The organism is Nocardia acidivorans NBRC 108247, from assembly GCF_001625085.1.
Taxonomy (GTDB): domain Bacteria; phylum Actinomycetota; class Actinomycetes; order Mycobacteriales; family Mycobacteriaceae; genus Nocardia; species Nocardia acidivorans.
Genome location: NZ_BDAW01000115.1, coordinates 1 through 20155, shown reverse-complemented (window position 1 = coordinate 20155; position 20155 = coordinate 1). Strand labels below are relative to the sequence as shown.

The following is a 20155-nucleotide window of genomic DNA, read 5'->3' as shown; positions in this document are numbered from 1 at the left end:
CCCGGGCGATCAGCGCATCGTCGCCTACGTGGTTCCCGAGTCCGGGACCGAGGCCACCGATGCCCGCCTGCTGGAGATCCGCGACGGTGCGGGCGAGCGCCTGACCTCGTATATGGTTCCGGCCGCCATGGTCGCCATGGAGCGGATTCCGCTGACCGTCAACGGCAAGCTGGATCGCCGCGCCCTGCCCGCTCCGGCGGTGCAGGCCAGGGCCTTCCGGGCGTCGGAGACCCCGACCCAGGAGACGGTCGCCGCGGTCTTCGCCGAAGTTCTCGACCTGCCCCGGGTCGGCCTGGACGACGACTTCTTCGATCTCGGCGGTAATTCGCTCATCGCGACCCGGGTGGTCTCGCGCATCGGCGCGGCCCTGGACACCACGGTCGCGGTGCGGACCCTGTTCGAGGCCAGTACGGTCGAGGCTCTCGCCGCGCGCATCGAATCGCATGCCGACGGCGCGTCCCGCGCCAAGCTGGTGGCGCGTCCGCGCACCCCGGGTGAGCTGGTGCCGCTGTCCTTCGCGCAGCAGCGCATGTGGTTCCTGAACCAGTACGACACCTCCTCGGCGGCCTACAACCTGCCGCTGGCCATTCGCCTCACCGGTGAACTCGACACCGCCGCACTGGAACTGGCGGTCGCCGATGTGGTGCGCCGCCACGAATCGCTGCGCACCCGCTACCCCGAGCACGGCGGCACGCCGATGCAGATGGTCGTGCCCGCCGAGCAGATCGCCCTCGATCTGCGCCCGGTCACGGTCGCCCCGGGTGACCTCACCGCCACGGTGACGGCCTTCGCCACGCTGGGATTCAATGTGGCGGAACAGGTTCCGCTGCGCGCCCGGTTGTTCCGCCTCGGCGCCGAGGACGCCGCCGAGCATGTGCTCGTGGTCGTGGTGCATCACATCGCGGGTGACGGTTTCTCGATGGCGCCGCTGACCCGCGATGTCATGGTGGCCTACTCGGCGCGCACCCAGGGCGCGGTGCCGGGCTGGGCGCCGATGGCCGTGCAGTACGCGGACTTCGCCATCTGGCAGCGCGAAGTGCTCGGGTCGGAAGAGGATTCGTCCTCGCTCATGGCCCGCCAGGTGAGCTACTGGCAGCGCACGCTCGACGGTGTGCCGGATGAGCTGGCGCTCCCGACCGATCGCCCGCGCCCGGCCGTGGCCTCGCATCGCGGCGCCACGCTGTCCCGCGCGCTGCCCTCCGAGCTCATCGGCGCGCTGGAAGACGTTGCGCGCAAGCGTGGTTCGTCGCTGTTCATGGTGATGCACAGCGCGCTCGCGGTACTGCTGGCCCGGCTGTCGGGCGGCGATGACATCGCCGTCGGCACCCCGGTCGCAGGTCGTGGCGAGGCGGCGCTGGACGATCTGGTCGGCATGTTCGTCAACACTCTGGTGCTGCGCACCGGAATCGATCCGGCCGAATCCTTCTCGGATCTGCTCGATCGCGCCCGGCACACCGATCTGGACGCCTTCGGCAATGCCGATGTCCCGTTCGAGCGCCTGGTGGAGCTGCTCGCCCCGGAGCGGTCGCAGGCCCGCAACCCGCTGTTCCAGGTCATGCTGGCCTTCCAGAACCTGGATCGCACCACCCTGGAGCTTCCGGGGCTGACGGTCGCGGCGCTGGATCTCGACGAGAACATCTCGCGTTTCGATCTGCAATTCACGCTGTCCGAACAAGACTCGGGTATGGCGCTGGCGCTGACCTATGCCACCGATCTATTCGACGAGGCCACCGCCGCCGGATTCGCGCGGCGCTGGCTGCGGGTGCTCGAGGCCATCGCCGCCGATCCGGAGATCGTCGTCGGGGCCATCGATATCCTCGACCGGTCCGAACGGACCGATCTCACCGCCCGCTTCGGCGCTCCGGCCATTGCGGGCCGCACGCTGCCGGAGCTGCTGGCCGCGGCCGTGGCCCGTGATCCGCAGGCCACCGCCGTCCGCTTCCAGGGGCGAGGTCTGTCCTACGCCGATCTCGACGAGCGCTCGAACCGCTTGGCGCGCTTGCTCATCGAGCGCGGTATCGGCACCGAGAACCTGGTCGCCATCGCCGTGCCGCGCTCGGACGACTCGTACTTCGCCGAGTGGGCGGTCACCAAGACCGGCGCGGCCTTCGTACCGGTGGACCCGAACTACCCGGCCGACCGCATCGCGCATATGGTCACCGATTCGGGCTCCCCGGTCGGCCTGACCGTCGCCTCGGTGCGCGCCGATCTCCCCGAGTCGGTGGAGTGGCTGGTCCTGGACGAACTGGACCTGAAGTCGTTCTCCGCCACCGCCATTGCCGACGCCGACCGGGTGCGCCCGCTGCGCCCGGAGCATCCGGCGTACGTCATCTACACCTCCGGCTCCACCGGCGTCCCCAAGGGCGTCGTGGTCACCCATGCCGGTCTGGCCAACTTCAGTGCCGAGCAGGTCGAGCGCTACGGCCTCGACTCTTTCTCGCGCGCACTGCATTTCGCCTCGCCGTCGTTCGACGCCTCCATCCTGGAGTTCCTGCTCGCCATCGGCGCGGGCGGCACGCTGGTGGTCGTCCCGCCGGGCGTCTACGGCGGTGAGGAGCTCTCCGAGCTGATCCGCTCCGAGGGCGTCACGCACGCCTTCATCACCCCGGCCGCGCTGGCCACCTTCGATCCGGCCGGACTGGACTCGCTGCGCATGCTCTGCGCCGGTGGTGAGGCGGTCCCGGCGGATCTGGTCGCCAAGTGGGCGGTTCCGTTGGCGGACGGCGGTATTCGCGCGTTCCACAATGGTTACGGCCCCACCGAGACCACCATCATGACCAATATCAGCGGGGCGCTGGTCGCGGGTGATCTGGTCACCATCGGCGGCCCGACCCGCGGTATGCAGTCGCTGATCCTGGACAACCGGCTGCGTCCGGTGCCGGTCGGTGTCGCGGGTGAGCTCTACATCTCGGGCATCCAGCTGGCACGCGGCTATCACGCGCGTCCGGGCCTGAGCGCGGACCGTTTCGTCGCCAACCCGTATGTCGCGGGTCAGCGCATGTACCGCACCGGTGACGTGGTCCGCTGGACCCCGAACGGCGAGGTCGAATACGTCGGGCGCTCGGACTTCCAGGTCAAGGTGCGCGGCTTCCGTATCGAACTCGGTGAGATCGACGCCGCCCTGGCCTCGCACGAGAGCGTGGACTTCGCGGTCACCATCGGCCACAAGAACGCCGCGGGCACGGTCTCGCTGGTGTCGTATGTGGTTGCCGCACCGGGACATTCGGTCGATATCGCGGCGGTGACCGCACATGTCGAGCAGCGGCTGCCGGCGTATATGGTGCCGTCCTCGGTCATGATCATCGATCGGGTGCCGCTGACCCCGGTCGGCAAACTGGACCGCAAGGCCCTGCCCGAACCGGTGTTCGCCACCGAGGTGGTGTTCCGCGCCGCGCGTAATACGCTCGAGCACACCATTTCCGAGGTCTTCGCCGAGGTGCTGGGCCTGGAGCGGGTCGGTATCGACGATTCGTTCTTCGCCCTCGGCGGCGATTCCATCGTCTCGATTCAGCTGGTGTCGCGTGCCAAGGCGCGCGGGGTGATCTTCAGTCCGCGCGATGTCTTCGAACAGCGCACCGTCTCCGGGCTGGCCGCCATCGCGACGGTATCGGCTGACGGCCAAGGCGATTCGGCTCCGCAGCTGACCGAACTGCCCGGAGGGGGAGTGGGCGTCATGCCGCTGACCCCGGTGGTGCGGTTCATGGTGGAGCGGCCCGGTGAGTTCGGGCGCTTCAACCAGACCATGGCCCTGGAGCTTCCGGTCGGCATCGACCGGGCGGGTATCGCGGCCACCGTCGGCGCGGTCATCGATCGGCACGACATGCTGCGGGCGCGTCTGCGCCGGGTGCCGGGCGCGGACTGGATCGTGGAGACCGCCCCGGCGGGCACCGTCGATGTGGACGCGCTCATCGACCGCACCGAATTCGATGCCGGTGCGGGCGAGGCCGAACTCCTCGACATCGCCGCCGCCGCGCTGGATGCCACCCTCGACCGGCTCGATCCGACCGCGGGCATCGTGGTGCGGTTCGCCTGGCTCGCACCGAGTGACGCCTCCCGTGCCGGACGCCTGATCGTCGCCGCCCATCACCTGGTGGTGGACGGTGTCACCTGGCGCATCCTGGTGCCGGACTTCGTCACCGCGTGGGGCCAGATCTCCGCCGGGCAGACCCCCGAACTGGTCGCCCCCGCGACCAGCATGCGCACCTGGGCGCACGCCCTCGAGCGCGAAGCCGCCACCGAGGCGCGCTTGGCCGAACTCGACTTCTGGCGCGGCGTCGTCGACGGTCCGGATCCGCTGTTCACCGAGCGCGCCATGGATCCGGCCGTGGACATCACCGCCGTGGTCGACAAGCACAAGGTCGAGATCTCGGCCGAGACCACCAGGTCGTTGCTCACCACCGTGCCCGCGCTCTTCCACGGCGGCGTCAATGACGGTCTGCTGACCGCGCTGGCGCTCGCGGTGGCGAAGTGGCGCTCGGACAAGGGAATCGCGGCGGGGGACAAGTCCGCCCTCGTGCGCCTGGAGGGCCACGGTCGCGAGGAAGAGGTCGTGCCCGGCGCGGATCTGTCCCGCACGGTTGGCTGGTTCACCGCCATCTTCCCGGTTCGCTTCGACCTCTCCGAGATCGATGTGGACGCCGCGCTGGCCGGTGGTCCCGCCATGGGCCGCGCCATCAAGGCCGTCAAGGAGCAACTGCTCGCGGTGCCGGACAAGGGCATCGGCTACGGCCTGCTGCGCTACCTGAACCAGGCCACCGCCGATCAGCTGCCCAAACAGCTGCCCGGTCAGGTCAGCTTCAACTATTTGGGCCGCGTCAGCGAGGGCGATGTGCCCGAGGCGCTGCGCGGCTTCGGCTGGATTCCGGCTCCCGAGCTCGGCAACCTCGGCGGCGCGTACGACGCCGATATGCCCGCCATGGCCCCGATCGATATCAACGCGATCGTGGTCGGGGACAGGCTGACCGCCAATATCGGCTACCCGAGCACCCTGCTCGACGCCGCGGCGGTCGCCGAATTCGCCGGGGTGTGGGTCGCCGCGCTGGAAGCCGTCGCGCACCACGCGGAATCGGCGCAGGCCGGTGGGCACACCCCGTCCGACTTCGGTCTGGTCAAGGTCGCCCAGCGCGATATCGACGGCTGGGAACAGCGTTTCGGCGTCATCGACCAGGTGTGGCCGCTCTCGGCACTGCAATCCGGTCTGCTCTTCCACGCCCAGCTCGCCGCCACCTCGGTGGATGTGTACACCGCGCAGGCCGTGCTCACCCTGACCGGTCGCGTGGACGGCGACCGCCTGCGCGCGGCCGCGCAGGCCCTGCTCGATCGTCACGAAATCCTGCGCACCGCATACGTTTCCGATGCCAATGGGGTGCCGGTACAGGTGGTGCTGGACGGCGTGCGCGTGGCCTGGGCCGCCCACGACCTCACCGATATCGCGGACACCGACGCCCGGCAGGCCGCGGCGGAGCAGATCATCGCCGCGGACCGGATGACCCGGTTCGACCTCACCGCACCGCCGTTGATCCGCTACACGCTGGTGCGCACGGCCGCCGATCACTGGCAGTTGGCCGTGGCCAATCACCACATCCTGCTCGATGGCTGGTCCATGCCGTTGCTCATGCAGGACCTGCTGGTGCTGTACGCCACGCATTCGGACACCAGCGTGCTGCCGCCCGTGCGGTCGTACCGGTACTTCCTGGAATGGGTTGCCCAGCAGGATCGTTCGGCCTCCCTCGACGCCTGGAAGCGGGCGCTGCGCGGGGTCTCCGAGCCGACCCTGCTCACCCGTCCCGACGCCGGCCGGGAGATCACCGCGCTGTCGGGCGAGTACTTCTTCGAACTGGACGAGGCCGCGACCGCGCGCCTGACCGGTCTGGCCGCCGAGATCGGCGTCACGCCGAACACCGTGCTCCAGGTCGCCTGGGGCATCCTGCTCGGCCGCCTCACCGGACGCGAGGACGTGCTGTTCGGCACCACGGTCTCGGGCCGTCCCGCGCAGCTGTCGGGCGTGGAATCCATGGTGGGTCTGTTCATCAACACCGTGCCGGTGCGGGTCGCGTTCGATCCGGCCGAATCGGCGCGGGCGCTGCTGAACCGCACCCAGGGCGAGCAGGCCGATCTGCTCGATCACCACTACATCGGTCTGGCCGATATCCAGTCGGCCGCGCGGATCGGCGGACTCTTCGACACCCTGGTGGTGTTCGAGTCCTATCCCGTTGACGCCGAGGGCATTCGGGCCCAGGCCGCCGATATCGACGGGATGGCCGTCACCGGTCTGGACGCCGCCGATGCCACCCACTACCCGCTGACGCTGATCGCCCAGCTCGACACCCGCCTGCGTATTCGCGCCGGGTATCTGCGCGATCTGTTCGACCAGGACACCGTCCGCCGGATCGCCGATCGCCTGATCCGGGTGCTGACGGCGATCACCACCGAACCCGCCGCGGCGGTGGGCGATATCGAACTCCTCGATGCCGACGAGCACGATCTCGTGGTCACCGAGTGGAACGACACCGCCTACGACGTCGACACCGTGCTGGCCGTCATGACCGAGGGCAAGCCCTCGGACGATGCCGCCGCCACGCTGGTCGCGCTGTTCGAGGCGCAGGCCGAGCGGACGCCGGACGCGACCGCCCTCAGCTTCGAGGGCACAGCTCTGTCCTACGGTGAGTTCGCCGAACGGGTGCATCGTTTGGCCCGCTGGCTCGTCGAACGCGGTGTCGGCGCGGAATCGTTTGTGGCACTGGGTATGCGGCGCTCCATCGATCTCGTCGTCGGTATGTACGCGGTGACCGTGGCCGGTGGCGCGTACGTGCCGCTGGATCCCGATCATCCGGCCGAGCGCACCGAGTACATTCTGTCCACCGCCGATCCGGTGACCGTGCTGACCTCGGGTGAGGATCTGGACGTCGAGACCGCGCAGGTGCGCATCGACCTGCTCGAGCTCTCCAGCTACTCGGCCGCCCCGCTGACCGACGCGGATCGCACCGTGCCGCTGCGGGAATCGAATACCGCGTATGTCATCTTCACCTCCGGTTCCACCGGTCGCCCGAAGGGTGTGGCGGTGCCGCACGCGGCGATCGTGAACCGCCTGGTGTGGATGCAGTCCGAGTACGGGCTCCTCGCCGAGGACGTGGTGCTGCAGAAGACCCCGGCCACCTTCGATGTGTCGGTGTGGGAGTTCTTCTGGCCCTTGCAGATCGGTGCGAAGCTGGTCGTCGCCAAGCCCGACGGGCATCGCGATCCGGCCTACCTCGCCGAACTCATCGCCCGCGAAGGCGTGACGGTCACCCACTTCGTCCCCTCCATGCTGGCGGTCTTCGTGGCCGAGGCGGCGGCGGTGCGGTGCACCAGCCTGCGCATGGTCTTCGCCTCCGGTGAAGCGCTCTCGCCCAAGCCCGCCCACAAGCTGCGCGAGATCACCGGTGCGGAGCTGCACAACCTGTACGGCCCGACCGAAGCCGCGGTCGACGTCACCTATCACCAGGTGACCGCGGTCGACGTGGACTCGGTGCCGATCGGCCGCCCGGTCTTCAACACCCAGGTCTACGTACTGGATTCGCGCCTTCGGCCGGTGCCGGTCGGTGTCGCGGGTGAGCTCTACCTGGCGGGCGATCAGCTCGCCACCGCGTATGTGGCACGCCCCGATCTGACCTCGGATCGCTTCGTGGCCAACCCGTTCGGCTCCTCCGAGCGCATGTACCGCACCGGCGACCTGGTGGTCTGGAATGCCGACGGTGAGATCGAATACCTCGGCCGCACCGACTTCCAGGTGAAGCTGCGCGGTCTGCGCATCGAACTCGGTGAGATCGAATCCGCGCTCACCGCACTGGGTTCGGTCGCGCAGTCGGTCGTCGTGGTGCGCGGGGATCAGCACACCGGCGATCAGCTGGTCGGCTACGTGACCGCGGTTCCGGGCCGCACGGTGGATATCGACGGCGCGCGCGCCGAACTCTCCGATCGCCTGCCCGCGTACATGGTGCCGTCGGTGCTCATGGTCCTGGACGAGTTCCCGCTCAATGCCTCCGGCAAGCTGGACCGCCGCGCCCTGCCCGCACCCGTCTTCGAGGCCGCGGTCTTCCGCGCCCCGACCACCCCGATCGAACAGATCGTGGCGGGCGTCTTCGCCGAGGTGCTCGGGCTGGAGCGGGTCGGCCTGGACGACGACTTCTTCGCCCTCGGCGGCAATTCGCTGATCGCCACCCAGGTGGCGGCGCGGTTGTCGGCCGCGCTGGACACCCAGCTGGGTGTGCGCGAGATCTTCGAGGCGGCCACCGTGGCGGCGCTCGCCTCGCGCGCGGAATCGCATTCCGGTGCGGGTGCGCGCCTGGCGCTCACCGCACAGGAGCGACCGGAGCGGCTGCCGCTCTCGCTCGCCCAGCAGCGCATGTGGTTCCTGAACCGGTTCAACCCCGAATCGGCCGTGGACAATATCCCCGCCGCCGTGCGCCTGTCGGGTCTGGTCGACCGCCAGGCCCTGCAGATCGCGGTCGCCGATGTGCTGGCACGGCACGAATCGCTGCGCACCCGGTACCCCGAACTCGACGGCGCCGCGTACCAGGAGATCGTCCCCACCGGTCAGGTCATTCCGGATCTGACCCCCATCGAGGTCGCCGAAACCGCACTGCCGCAGGCGCTTTCGGAGTTCATGCGGACCGGATTCGACGTCACCGTCGATGTGCCGTTCCGCGCGCGCCTGTTCGAGGTCAGCCCGACCGAGCATGTGCTGGCACTGGTGGTGCACCACATCTCCGCCGACGGGTTCTCCATGGGCCCGCTCACCCGGGATGTCATGACCGCCTACGGCGCTCGCGTCGAGGGCGGCGAACCCGCCTGGCAGCCACTGGAAGTCCAGTACGCGGACTACGCGCTGTGGCAGCGCGCGGTGCTCGGCGACGAGTCCGACGCGGAATCGGTGATCGCACAGCAGATCTCGTACTGGAGCCGGGCGCTGCGCGGACTCCCGGATCAGCTGGATCTGCCCGCCGACCGGCCGCGTCCGGCCGTGGCCTCGGGCCGGGGCGCCACGCACACCTTCACCATCGACGGCGAAACCCACGCCAAGCTGGTCGAATTGGCGCGTCGGCGCGGCGCCACGCTGTTCATGGTGGCGCACACCGCCCTGGCGGTACTGCTGTCCCGGCTCTCCGGGGAAGAGGACATCGCCATCGGTACGCCCGTCGCGGGCCGCGGTGAGCGCGCCCTGGACGATCTGATCGGCATGTTCGTCAACACCCTGGTGCTGCGGACGCCGATCGACGCCGGCGCGGGCTTCACCGAACTGCTGGAATCGGTGCGCGCCACCGATATCCAGGCCTTCGGCCACGCCGATCTGCCGTTCGAGCGGCTGGTGGAGATCCTCAATCCGGCCCGCTCGCAGGCCCGGCATCCGCTGTTCCAGGTCATGCTGTCGTTCCAGAACATGGGACCGGCCGAGCTGGAGCTGCCCGGTCTGACCGTCAGCGGTGTGGATCTGCCGCTGGACACCGCCAAGTTCGATCTGCAGCTGGTGCTCACCGAGGCCACCGCCGCGCACAATGTGTCCGGCAACGGCTTCGGCGCCACCCCGTCCGGTATCACCGCCGAACTCATCTACGCCACGGACCTTTTCGACGCGGCCACCGTGCAACGCTTCGCCAAGCGCTTCAGCCGGCTGCTGGAAGCTATTGCGGCGCAGCCGGAAACCCCAGTCGGCGCCATCGATCTGCTCGACGGCGGTGAGCGCTCGCGGGTGCTGCTGGATTGGAACCGCACCTACTACTCCGTCGACGAGGTCGTCGCCGAGCAGACCGATGCCGTCGAGCGGGACGATATCGACTGGGGCGCACTGGAAACCCCGGGTGCGTCCCGGAACGATCTGTGGCAGCTCCCGGAGACCGGTGATGCCGCGAATACGCTGGTGGCGCTGTTCGAGGCGCAGGCCGCGCGGACACCGGACGCGATCGCCCTCAGCTTCGAGGGGACGCCCGAGCGCGGCGAGGCCCGTGCGGAATTGTCCTATGGCGACTTCGCCGGACGCGTCCATCGCCTGGCACGCAAGCTGATCGAGGCCGGAGTCGGCCCGGACAGCCTGGTGGCGCTGGGTATTCGACGCTCGCTCGATCTGGTCGTGGCCATGTACGCGGTACTGGAGGCCGGTGGCGCGTACGTGCCGCTGGATCCGGATCAGCCCGCCGACCGCATCGACTACGTGCTCGAGACGGCGCGACCGGTCTGCGTGCTGACCACCGAACGCGACGGCTTCGCCCATGCGAGCGCCGCGGTGCTCGCGGTCGACGCAGTGGATCTGTCGGGCTACTCGGCCGCGCCGCTGGGCGACGCGGATCGTGTTGCGCCGCTGCGTCCTTCGAATACCGCGTACGTCATCTTCACCTCGGGTTCGACCGGCCGCCCCAAGGGCGTCGCGGTCAGCCACGCGGCGATCGTGAACCGCCTGGTGTGGATGCAGGCCGAATACGCGCTGACCGCCGAGGACGTGGTGCTGCAGAAGACCCCGGCCACCTTCGATGTGTCGGTGTGGGAGTTCTTCTGGCCCTTGCAGATCGGCGCGCGCCTGGTCGTGGCCCGGCCCGACGGGCACCGCGATCCGGCCTACCTGGCGGAAGTCATTGCCGCCGAGGGTGTTACCACCGCGCACTTCGTACCTTCGATGCTCGCGGTGTTCACCGCCGAGCTCGAAGCCCGCGGAGGATCCCGGCCACAAGCACGCCGGGATGACGAGGGAGCCCACTCCGGCGGGGATGCCGAGGCGGTGGGTCTGCGCTTGGTCTTCGCCTCCGGTGAAGCCCTGCCCGCCAGCACCGCTCAGCAGCTGCGCGCGCTGACCGGTGCGGAGCTGCACAACCTGTACGGCCCGACCGAAGCCGCCGTCGATGTCACCTATCACCGGGTCGTCGATGCCGACACCGAGACGGTGCCGATCGGCCGTCCGGTCTTCAACACCCAGGTCTATGTGCTCGACGCGCGCCTGAACCCGGTCGCGCCCGGTATGGCCGGTGAGCTCTACCTGGCCGGTGATCAGCTTGCCCGCGGCTATGTGGCGCGGCCCGATCTGACCGCCGACCGTTTCGTCGCCAATCCGTTCGCGGCCTTCGGGGCGTCCAAGCGCATGTACCGCACCGGCGACCTGGTCACCTGGACCGCCGATGGTGAGTTGGAATACCTGGGCCGCACCGACTTCCAGGTCAAGCTGCGCGGTCTGCGCATCGAGCTCGGTGAGATCGAGACCGCCCTCACCGCGCACGCCTCGGTGTCCCAGGCCGTTGTGGTGCTGCGCTCGGATGCCCGCACGGGTGACCAGCTCGTCGGCTACGTCGTGCCGAGCGGTTCGGCCGCATCGGGTGCGGCCGGCACGTCCGGCACCGCCGGTGAGCCGAGCGCTTCCGGCGGCGACGTGATCGCGCCGTCGGCGGACGCGGGCACCGTCGCGCTGCCGACGGATGCGCTGGATGTGGAGGCGCTGCGCGCGCACCTGTCCGCACAGCTGCCGTCGTACATGGTTCCGGCCGCCTTCGTGGCCGTGGCCGCCTTCCCGCTCAATGCCAACGGCAAGCTCGACCGTCGCGCGCTGCCCGAGCCGGAGTTCGCCGCCCGCGAATTCCGCGCGCCCGCAACGCGTGCGGAGGAGATCGTCGCCGAGGTCTTCGCCGAGGTGCTCGGGCTGGAACAGCCCGTCGGCGCCGAGGACGACTTCTTCGAACTGGGCGGCAACTCGCTCATCGCCACACAGGTGGTCGCGCGACTGGGCGCGGCCCTGGACACCCGCGTGCCCGTGCGCACGCTGTTCGACGCCCCGACGGTCGCCGGCCTGGCGGCCCGCGTCGAGGCGCAGTCCGGTACCGGTCGCCGCGCCGAACTGGTGGCGCGGGAGCGTCCGGACGAGATTCCGCTCTCCCTCGCGCAGCAGCGCATGTGGTTCCTGAACCGCTTCGACACCGCCTCGGCGGTCAACAACATCCCGCTCGCGGTGCGACTCACCGGCGAACTCGATGTGGCGGCCCTGCGCCTGGCCGTCGGCGATGTGCTGGAGCGGCACGAGGTGCTGCGCACGGTCTACCCCGAGAACGCCGAAGGCCGTGGCGTGCAGGTCATCCTGCCCGCCGATCAGTTCAGCCTGGACGCCGACGCGGTGGACGTATCGGAGTCCGAACTGCGTGAGCGCGTGGCCGAGCTGGTGCTCACCGGCTTCGACGTGACCGTCGCGCCGCCGGTGCGGGCCGGACTGTTCCGGGTCACCGATGCCGAAACACTCACGCACGTACTGGTTTTCGTGGTGCACCACATCTCCGGCGACGGCTGGTCGGTGCGTCCGCTGGCGCGCGATGTCATGGTCGCGTACGCGGCGCGGGCCAATGGCGGCGCGCCGCAGTGGGAACCGCTGCCGGTGCAGTACGCCGACTTCGCGCTCTGGCAGCGCGAGACCCTCGGCTCGGAAGAGGATGCCGATTCGCTGATCTCCCAGCAGGTCGGGTACTGGTCCGCCGCCCTGGCGGGCCTGCCGGATCAGATCGATCTGCCCTCGGATCGCCCGCGCCCGGCCGTGGCCTCGAACCGCGGTGGCGTACACGAGTTCTCGATCGACGCCGCGCTGTGGAACGGTCTGAACACCCTGGCCCGTGAACACGGGGCATCGCTGTTCATGGTGGTGCACGCCGCCTTCGCGGCGCTGCTGGCGCGCCTGTCCAATGCCGAGGACATCGCCATCGGCACCGCGGTCGCGGGTCGCGGTGAGGCCGCGGTGGACGATGCCATCGGCATGTTCGTCAACACCCTGGTGCTGCGCACCGCGGTCGACTCGGGGGAGAAGTTCACCGAACTGCTGGCCCGGACCAAGGACACCGACCTGGCCGCCTTCGGCCACGCGGACCTGCCGTTCGAGCGGCTGGTGGAGATCCTGAACCCGGCCCGCTCGCAGGCCCGGCATCCGCTATTCCAGGTCATGCTCTCGTTCCAGAACACCGGTGCGGCCACCTTCACCCTGCCCGGTCTGGAAGTGGCGGGCGTGCCCCTGGATGTGGTCACGGCCAAGTTCGATCTGCACCTGAACCTGACCGAGCACCTGGGCGCAGACGGCGCGATTGACGGGATGACCGCCGAATTCGCCTACGCCACCGATATTTTCGACCCCGCCACGGTCTCGACCTTCGCCGATCGCCTGGTGCGCACTCTGACCGGCATCGTGCTCGAGCCCACCATCCTGGTCGGCGATATCGAACTCCTGGACGATCTCGAGCGCCGCCGCGTGCTGCGCTCGTGGAACGCCACCGAGTACGACGTCACCCGGGTCGCGCTGGCGGGCCGCAGGCCCGATGCGGATGTGACGCTGGCGTCGATGTTCGCCGTGCAGGCCGCACAGACGCCCAAGGCCCCGGCCGTGGCGTTCGAGGGGACAGCTCTGTCCTACGGCGAGTTCGCCGCGCGGGTGAATCAGCTGGCCCGTCACCTCATCGCCGAGGGCGTCGGCCCGGATTCGTTTGTCGCGCTGGGTATGCGCCGCTCACTCGATCTCGTGATCGGCATGTACGCGGTCATCGCCGCCGGTGGCGCGTACGTGCCGCTGGACCCGGATCATCCGGCCGAGCGCAACGGCTACGTCCTGGACACCGCACAGCCGGTGCGGGTGCTCACCACCGCCCGGGACGGCTTCGATGCCGGTGCGCGCACCCTGCGCATCGACGAGGCCGACCTGTCGGTCTACTCGGATGCCCCGGTCACCGACGCGGATCGTCTTGCGCCGCTGCGGGAATCGAATACCGCGTACGTCATCTTCACCTCCGGTTCCACCGGTCGCCCGAAGGGTGTGGCGGTCAGCCACGCCGCGATCGTGAATCGCCTGGTGTGGATGCAGACCGAATACGGTCTGTTCGACGATGATGTGGTGTTGCAGAAGACCCCGGCCACCTTCGACGTGTCGGTGTGGGAGTTCTTCTGGCCCTTGCAGGTCGGCGCGCAGCTGGTCGTCGCCAAGCCGGACGGCCACCGCGATCCGGCCTACCTGGCCGATCTGATCACCGAATACCAGGTCACCACGGCGCATTTCGTGCCGTCGATGATGTCGGTGTTCGTGGCCGAGTCCAAGGCCGCCGAATGTGTATCGCTGCGACAGGTTTTCGCCTCCGGTGAGGCCCTGCCCGCACCGACCGCGCACAAGCTCCTGGAACTGACCGGTGCGCAGCTGCACAACCTGTACGGACCCACCGAGGCCGCGGTCGATGTCACCTATCACGAGGTGACCGCCGCGGATACGCTGTCCGTGCCGATCGGCCGCCCGGTCTTCAATACCCGCGTGTACGTGCTGGATTCGCGTCTGCACCCGGTCGCCCCGGGTATCGCGGGTGAGCTCTACCTCGCGGGCGCACAACTCGCGCGCGGCTATGTCGCGCGGCCGGAGCTGACCTCGGACCGCTTCGTCGCGGACCCGTTCCACGCCGGTCAGCGCATGTACCGCACCGGTGACCTGGTGAAGTGGACCGGCGCGGGTGAGCTGGAGTACCTGGGCCGCACCGACTTCCAGGTCAAGCTGCGCGGTCTGCGCATCGAACTCGGTGAGATCGAATCCGCGCTGACGGCAATCGATTCCATCGCCCAGTCGGTGGTCGTGGTGCGCGGCGATGATCGCCTCGGCGATCAGCTGGTCGGTTATGTCATCCCCGCGACCGGCCGCACCGTCGATGTCGAGGGCGTGCGCGCCGAACTGCATGATGCGCTGCCGGGCTATATGGTCCCGGCCGCGTTCGTGATCATGGAGGCGTTCCCGCTCAATGCCTCGGGCAAGCTCGATCGCAAGCAGCTGCCCGCACCGGTGTTCGAGGCCAAGGTGTTCCGCGCACCCTCCACCCCGATCGAGGAGATCGTGGCGGGCACCTTCTCCGATGTGCTCGGGGTCGGGCGCGTGGGCGTCGACGACGACTTCTTCGAACTCGGCGGCAACTCGCTCATCGCCACCCAGGTCACCGCGCGACTCGGCGCGGCACTGGATATTCAACTGGCGGTGCGCGATCTGTTCGAGGCGTCCACCGTCTCGGCGCTCGCCGCCCGCGTGGAGCGGCGCGCCGGTTCCGGCCGCACCCGCCCGCGCTTGATCGCGGGGGAGCGCCCGGAGAATCTGCCGCTGTCCCCGGCGCAGGCACGCTACTGGTTCCTGAACCAGTTCGACACCAGCACCTCGGCGGTGGACAATATTCCGCTCGCGGTACGCCTCACCGGTGCGCTCGACCTGAACGCCATGGGTCTGGCGATCGGCGATGTGATCAGCCGCCACGAAGTGCTGCGCACCGTGTACCCGCGCAGCGTGGACGGCCCGCACCAGGTGATCCTGCCCGCCACCCAGACCGATCTGGGTCTGGTGCCCGAGCCGGTCACCGAGGGCGAATTGCTCGGCAAGGTCATCGAATTCGCCATGACCACCTTCGACGTCACCATCGAGGTGCCCCTCGCGGTCAAGCTGTTCCGCATCTCCGACAGCGCGACCGAAGAGCATGTGCTCGCCTTCACCATCCACCACGTCTCCGCCGACGGCTCCTCCATGGGCCCGATGGCGCGCGATGTGATGGCCGCCTATGTGGCCCGCGCCAATGGTGAAGCGCCGCAATGGGCTTCGCTGCCGGTGCAGTACGCCGACTACGCGCTCTGGCAGCGCGCGGTACTGGGCTCCGAGGATGATGCGGAATCGCTTGCCGCACAGCAGGTCGCCTACTGGACCCGGGCCCTGGCCGATCTGCCCGATCAGCTGGAACTGCCCACCGATCGTCCGCGCCCGCCCGCGCAGTCCTTCCACGGCAAGGCGCTGCGCTTCGATATCGACGCCGAACGCCACGCCAAGCTGCACGAGCTGGCCCGGGCCAATAACGCCTCGCTGTTCATGGTCGTGCACGCCGCACTGGCCATTCTGCTGGCGCGCCTGTCCGGCACCGACGACATCGCGGTCGGCACCCCGATCGCCGGTCGCGGTGAGCGTGAGCTCGACGACCTCATCGGCATGTTCGTGAACACCCTGGTGTTCCGCACCAAGATCGATCCGGCGGTGCCCTTCGCCGATGTGCTTGCCGAGGTCCGCGAACGCGATCTGGAAGCCTTCGCCAATGCCGAGGTGCCGTTCGAGCGCCTGGTCGAGGTGCTCAACCCGGTCCGGTCCAATGCCCGCAATCCGCTGTTCCAGGTGGGTCTTTCGTTCCAGAACCTGGCCGAGACCGCGTTCGAGCTGCCCGGCCTGCACGTGAGCGCGGTCCAGTTCGAATCGCAGCTGGCCAAGACCGATCTGCACGTGACGCTCTACGACCGGTACACCGATGACGGTGCGCCCGCCGAGATCCTCACCGAATTCGGTTATGCCACCGACCTGTTCGACGAATCCACCGTGCGTGCCTTCGCCGACCGGTTCCTGCGCGTACTCGACGCGGTGCTCGCCGACTCCGGTATCACCGTGGGCGATATCGATTTGCTCGACGCCGCGGAGAACGATCGAATCCTGAAGCGCTGGAACGACACCGCGCAGGATGTCGAGCAGTTGTTCCCGGGCGGCGCGGAGGCCACCCTGGTCTCGCTGCTGGACGCGGCCGTGACTTCGGACCCCAAGGCCGTCGCCATTGTGGCCGACACCGCGGACGGTGTGGAGAACCTGAGCTACGCGGAACTCGATGCCCGGGTGAACCGCCTGGCCCGCGAGCTCATCGGCCGGGGTATCGGCACCGAAGACCGGGTGGCCCTGGCCATCCGTCGCTCCACCGACCTGGTGGTGGCCATGTACGCGGTGGCCAAGACCGGCGCGGCGTACGTGCCCATCGACCCCGACCAGCCCGCCGACCGCACCGGCCACATCCTCGAAACCGCCGCTCCGGCAGTGGTTCTGAGCACCGGTGCGGATGCCTTCGAGTACGACGGTGTCGAGGTGCTGCGCATCGACGAGCTGGATCTGTCCGGCCACTCGGCCGAGCCGATCACCGTCGAGGAGCGGGTGCGCGAGCTGACGGCCGCGAATACCGCGTACATCATCTTCACCTCCGGTTCGACCGGTCGCCCGAAGGGTGTGGCGCTGCCGCATTCGGCGGTGGTGAACCAGTTGCTGTGGAAGGTCACCGAATTCGGTCTCGATCCGGCCGATGCGGTGCTGCTCAAGACCGCGGCGACCTTCGACCTCTCGGTGTGGGAATTCTGGTCGGCCGTCGCGTGCGGTGGTCGCCTGGTCATCGCACAGCCCGGTGGGCACAAGGATCCGGCGTACCTGAACGAGCTGATGGCTCGCGAATGGGTGACCACCCTGCACGTGGTGCCGTCCATGTTGGACGCGCTGCTGGCCGATGGTCTGCCGGATTCGCTGTGGCGCATCCTGGCGATCGGTGAGGCGCTGCCCGGACCGCTGGCCCAGCGGGTGCTGGCCGAGCGTCCGCGCACCGAGCTGTTCAACCTGTACGGCCCGACCGAGGCCGCGGTCTCCATCACCAATCATCGCGTCACCGCGCGCGACGAGGTGTCGGTCTCCATCGGCTCGCCCGAATGGAACAGCCAGGTCTACGTACTGGACGCGCACCTGCGCCCGGTGCCGGTCGGCGTCTCCGGTGAGCTGTACCTGGCCGGTGCGCAATTGGCGCGCGGCTACTTCGGCCGCGCCGACCTGACCGCGGATCGCTTCGTGGCCAACCCGTTCGGTATCGGCACCCGCATGTACCGCACCGGTGACCTGGTGGCCTGGAATGCCGACGGCGAGCTGGACTACCGGGGCCGCACCGACTTCCAGGTGAAGATCCGCGGCTTCCGCATCGAGCTCGGCGATATCGAATCCGCCCTGCTGCGCCAGCCGTCGGTGGCCTCGGCCGCCGTTGTCGCACACCAGGATTCGGCGCTCGGTGATCGCCTGGTCGCCTATGTCGTCGGCGCCGGCGGCGAGGTCGACAAGCAGGCCCTGCAATCCGCGCTCGCCGCGGAGCTGCCGTCCTACATGGTGCCGTCGGTCTTCATGCCGCTGGACGCCCTGCCGCTGAACGCCAATGGCAAGCTCGATCGAAAGGCGTTGCCGGAGCCCACCTTCGAGAAGGCGGTCTTCCGCGCACCGGTCACCCCGATCGAACAGATCGTGGCGGGTGTCTTCGCGGACGTGCTGCGTATCGAGGGCGGTCGCATCGGCCTCGATGACGACTTCTTCGCCTGGGGTGGTAACTCATTGCTCGCGACCCAGGTCGCGGCGCGTCTCGGCGAGGCCCTGAACACCCGGGTGCCGGTGCGCCTGATGTTCGAGGCGTCCACGGTGGCCGCCCTGGCCGCGCGCGTGGAACACGATGCCGGTGCGGGCCGCAAGGCGCTCACCGCCGGCCCGCGACCGGACCACATTCCGCTTTCGCTCGCCCAGCAGCGCATGTGGTTCCTCAACCGCTTCGACAACCAGTCCGCGGCCTACAACGTGCCGGTCGCGGTGCGCCTTTCGGGCGCGCTGGATATCGAGGCCATGCGCGCCGCCATCGCCGATGTCGTTGCCCGCCACGAGATTCTGCGCACCATCTACCCGCAGACCGACCAGGGTCCGGTTCAGGTCATCCTGCCCGCCGCCCAGGCGGTTCCGGAGCTCGAGGTGCGCACGGTCGGCGCCGACGAGGTCACCGGCGCGGTGGTGGCGCTCACCTCCACCGTCTTCGACGTCACCACCGAGGTGCCGCTGAAGGTGGCGCTGTTCCGCATCGGCGCGCAGGACTCCACGGAATACGTGCTGGCCCTGGCGATTCACCACATCTCCGGTGACGGTTCCTCGGTCGCACCGCTGACCCGCGATCTGATGATGGCCTACGCCGCCCGCTCCATGGGTGAGGCGCCGGGCTGGTCCAAGCTCGCGGTGCAGTACGCCGACTACTCCATCTGGCAGCGCGATCTGCTCGGTAGCGAGGACGACCCGGAGTCGCTCTCGGCCAAACAGGTCGCCTACTGGAAGCAGGCCCTGGCCGAGCTCCCGGACCAGCTGGATCTGCCGTCCGATCGTCCGCGCCCGGCGGTGCAGACCTTCGCCGGTGACCGGGTCGAGGTGCGCATCGACGCCGAAACGCACGGTGCGCTGGTGCGATTGGCGCGCGCCGAGGGCGCCACGCTGTTCATGGTCGTGCACACCGCGCTCGCGGTGCTGCTGGCCCGCCTCTCCGGAACCGACGACATCGCCATCGGCACCCCGATGGCCGGTCGCGGTGAGGCCGCGCTGGACGACCTCATCGGCATGTTCGTCAACACCCTGGTGTTCCGCACCCGGGTCGACGCCGACGCGCCCTTCACCGAACTGCTGGCCCGCCAGCGTGAGACCGATATCCAGGCCTTCGCCAATGCGGACGTACCGTTCGAGCGCCTGGTCGAGGTGCTCAACCCGGTGCGCTCCACCGCCCGGCATCCGCTGTTCCAGGTGGGCCTGTCCTTCCAGAACCTGGCCCAGTCCAGCCTGGAACTGCCCGGTCTGACCGTCTCGGGTCTGGATATCGACACCCAGATCTCGCAGTTCGACCTGCATCTCATCGCCACCGATCGGTACGACGAGTCCGGTGCGCCGGTGGGTATCACCGGCCTGTTCACCTACGCCACCGATCTCTTCGACGCCGCGACGGTGCAGGGCTTCGTGGACCGGTTCGTGCGACTGCTCGGCGAGATCACCGCCGCGCCGCGCACCGCCGTCGGCGATATCGAACTGCTGGCCGCCGACGAGCGCGCCGCGCTGGTGCTGGACCGCAATGCCACCGCGCACGAGACCGATCGGGCCGCGACCCTGGTATCGCTGCTCGACGCCACCGTGGCGGCCATTCCGACCGCGGTCGCGCTGATCGGCCCGGACGGTGCGGTCCTCACCTACGCCGAACTCGGCGCCCGGGTGAATCGCCTGGCCCGGCACCTGATCTCGCTGGGTGTGGGTCCGGAGTCCCGGGTGGCGCTGGCGCTGCGGCGTTCGGTGGATCTGGTGGTGGCCATGTACGCGGTTTCGGTCGCCGGTGGCGCGTACGTGCCGGTGGATCCGGATCAGCCCGCCGAGCGCACCGATTACATTCTGGAGACGGCCGCGCCGGTCTGCGTGCTCACCAATGCCGAGGCCCGCTTCACCACCGAGGCCGCACCGCTGGTGCGCCTGGATCAGCTGAAGCTGGAATCTGTTGCGGTGGAACCGATCACCGATGCCGAGCGGGTCGCCCCGCTGCTGCCGACC

At 69.1% G+C, this 20155-nt stretch carries 1 protein-coding gene; it reads left to right on the top strand.

Translation table 11 applies throughout. The features are described 5' to 3' along the window. Positions 1 to 20155: non-ribosomal peptide synthetase (locus tag NA10_RS33925; RefSeq protein WP_157556951.1), on the top strand; the 20155-nt coding region annotated here is incomplete at both ends.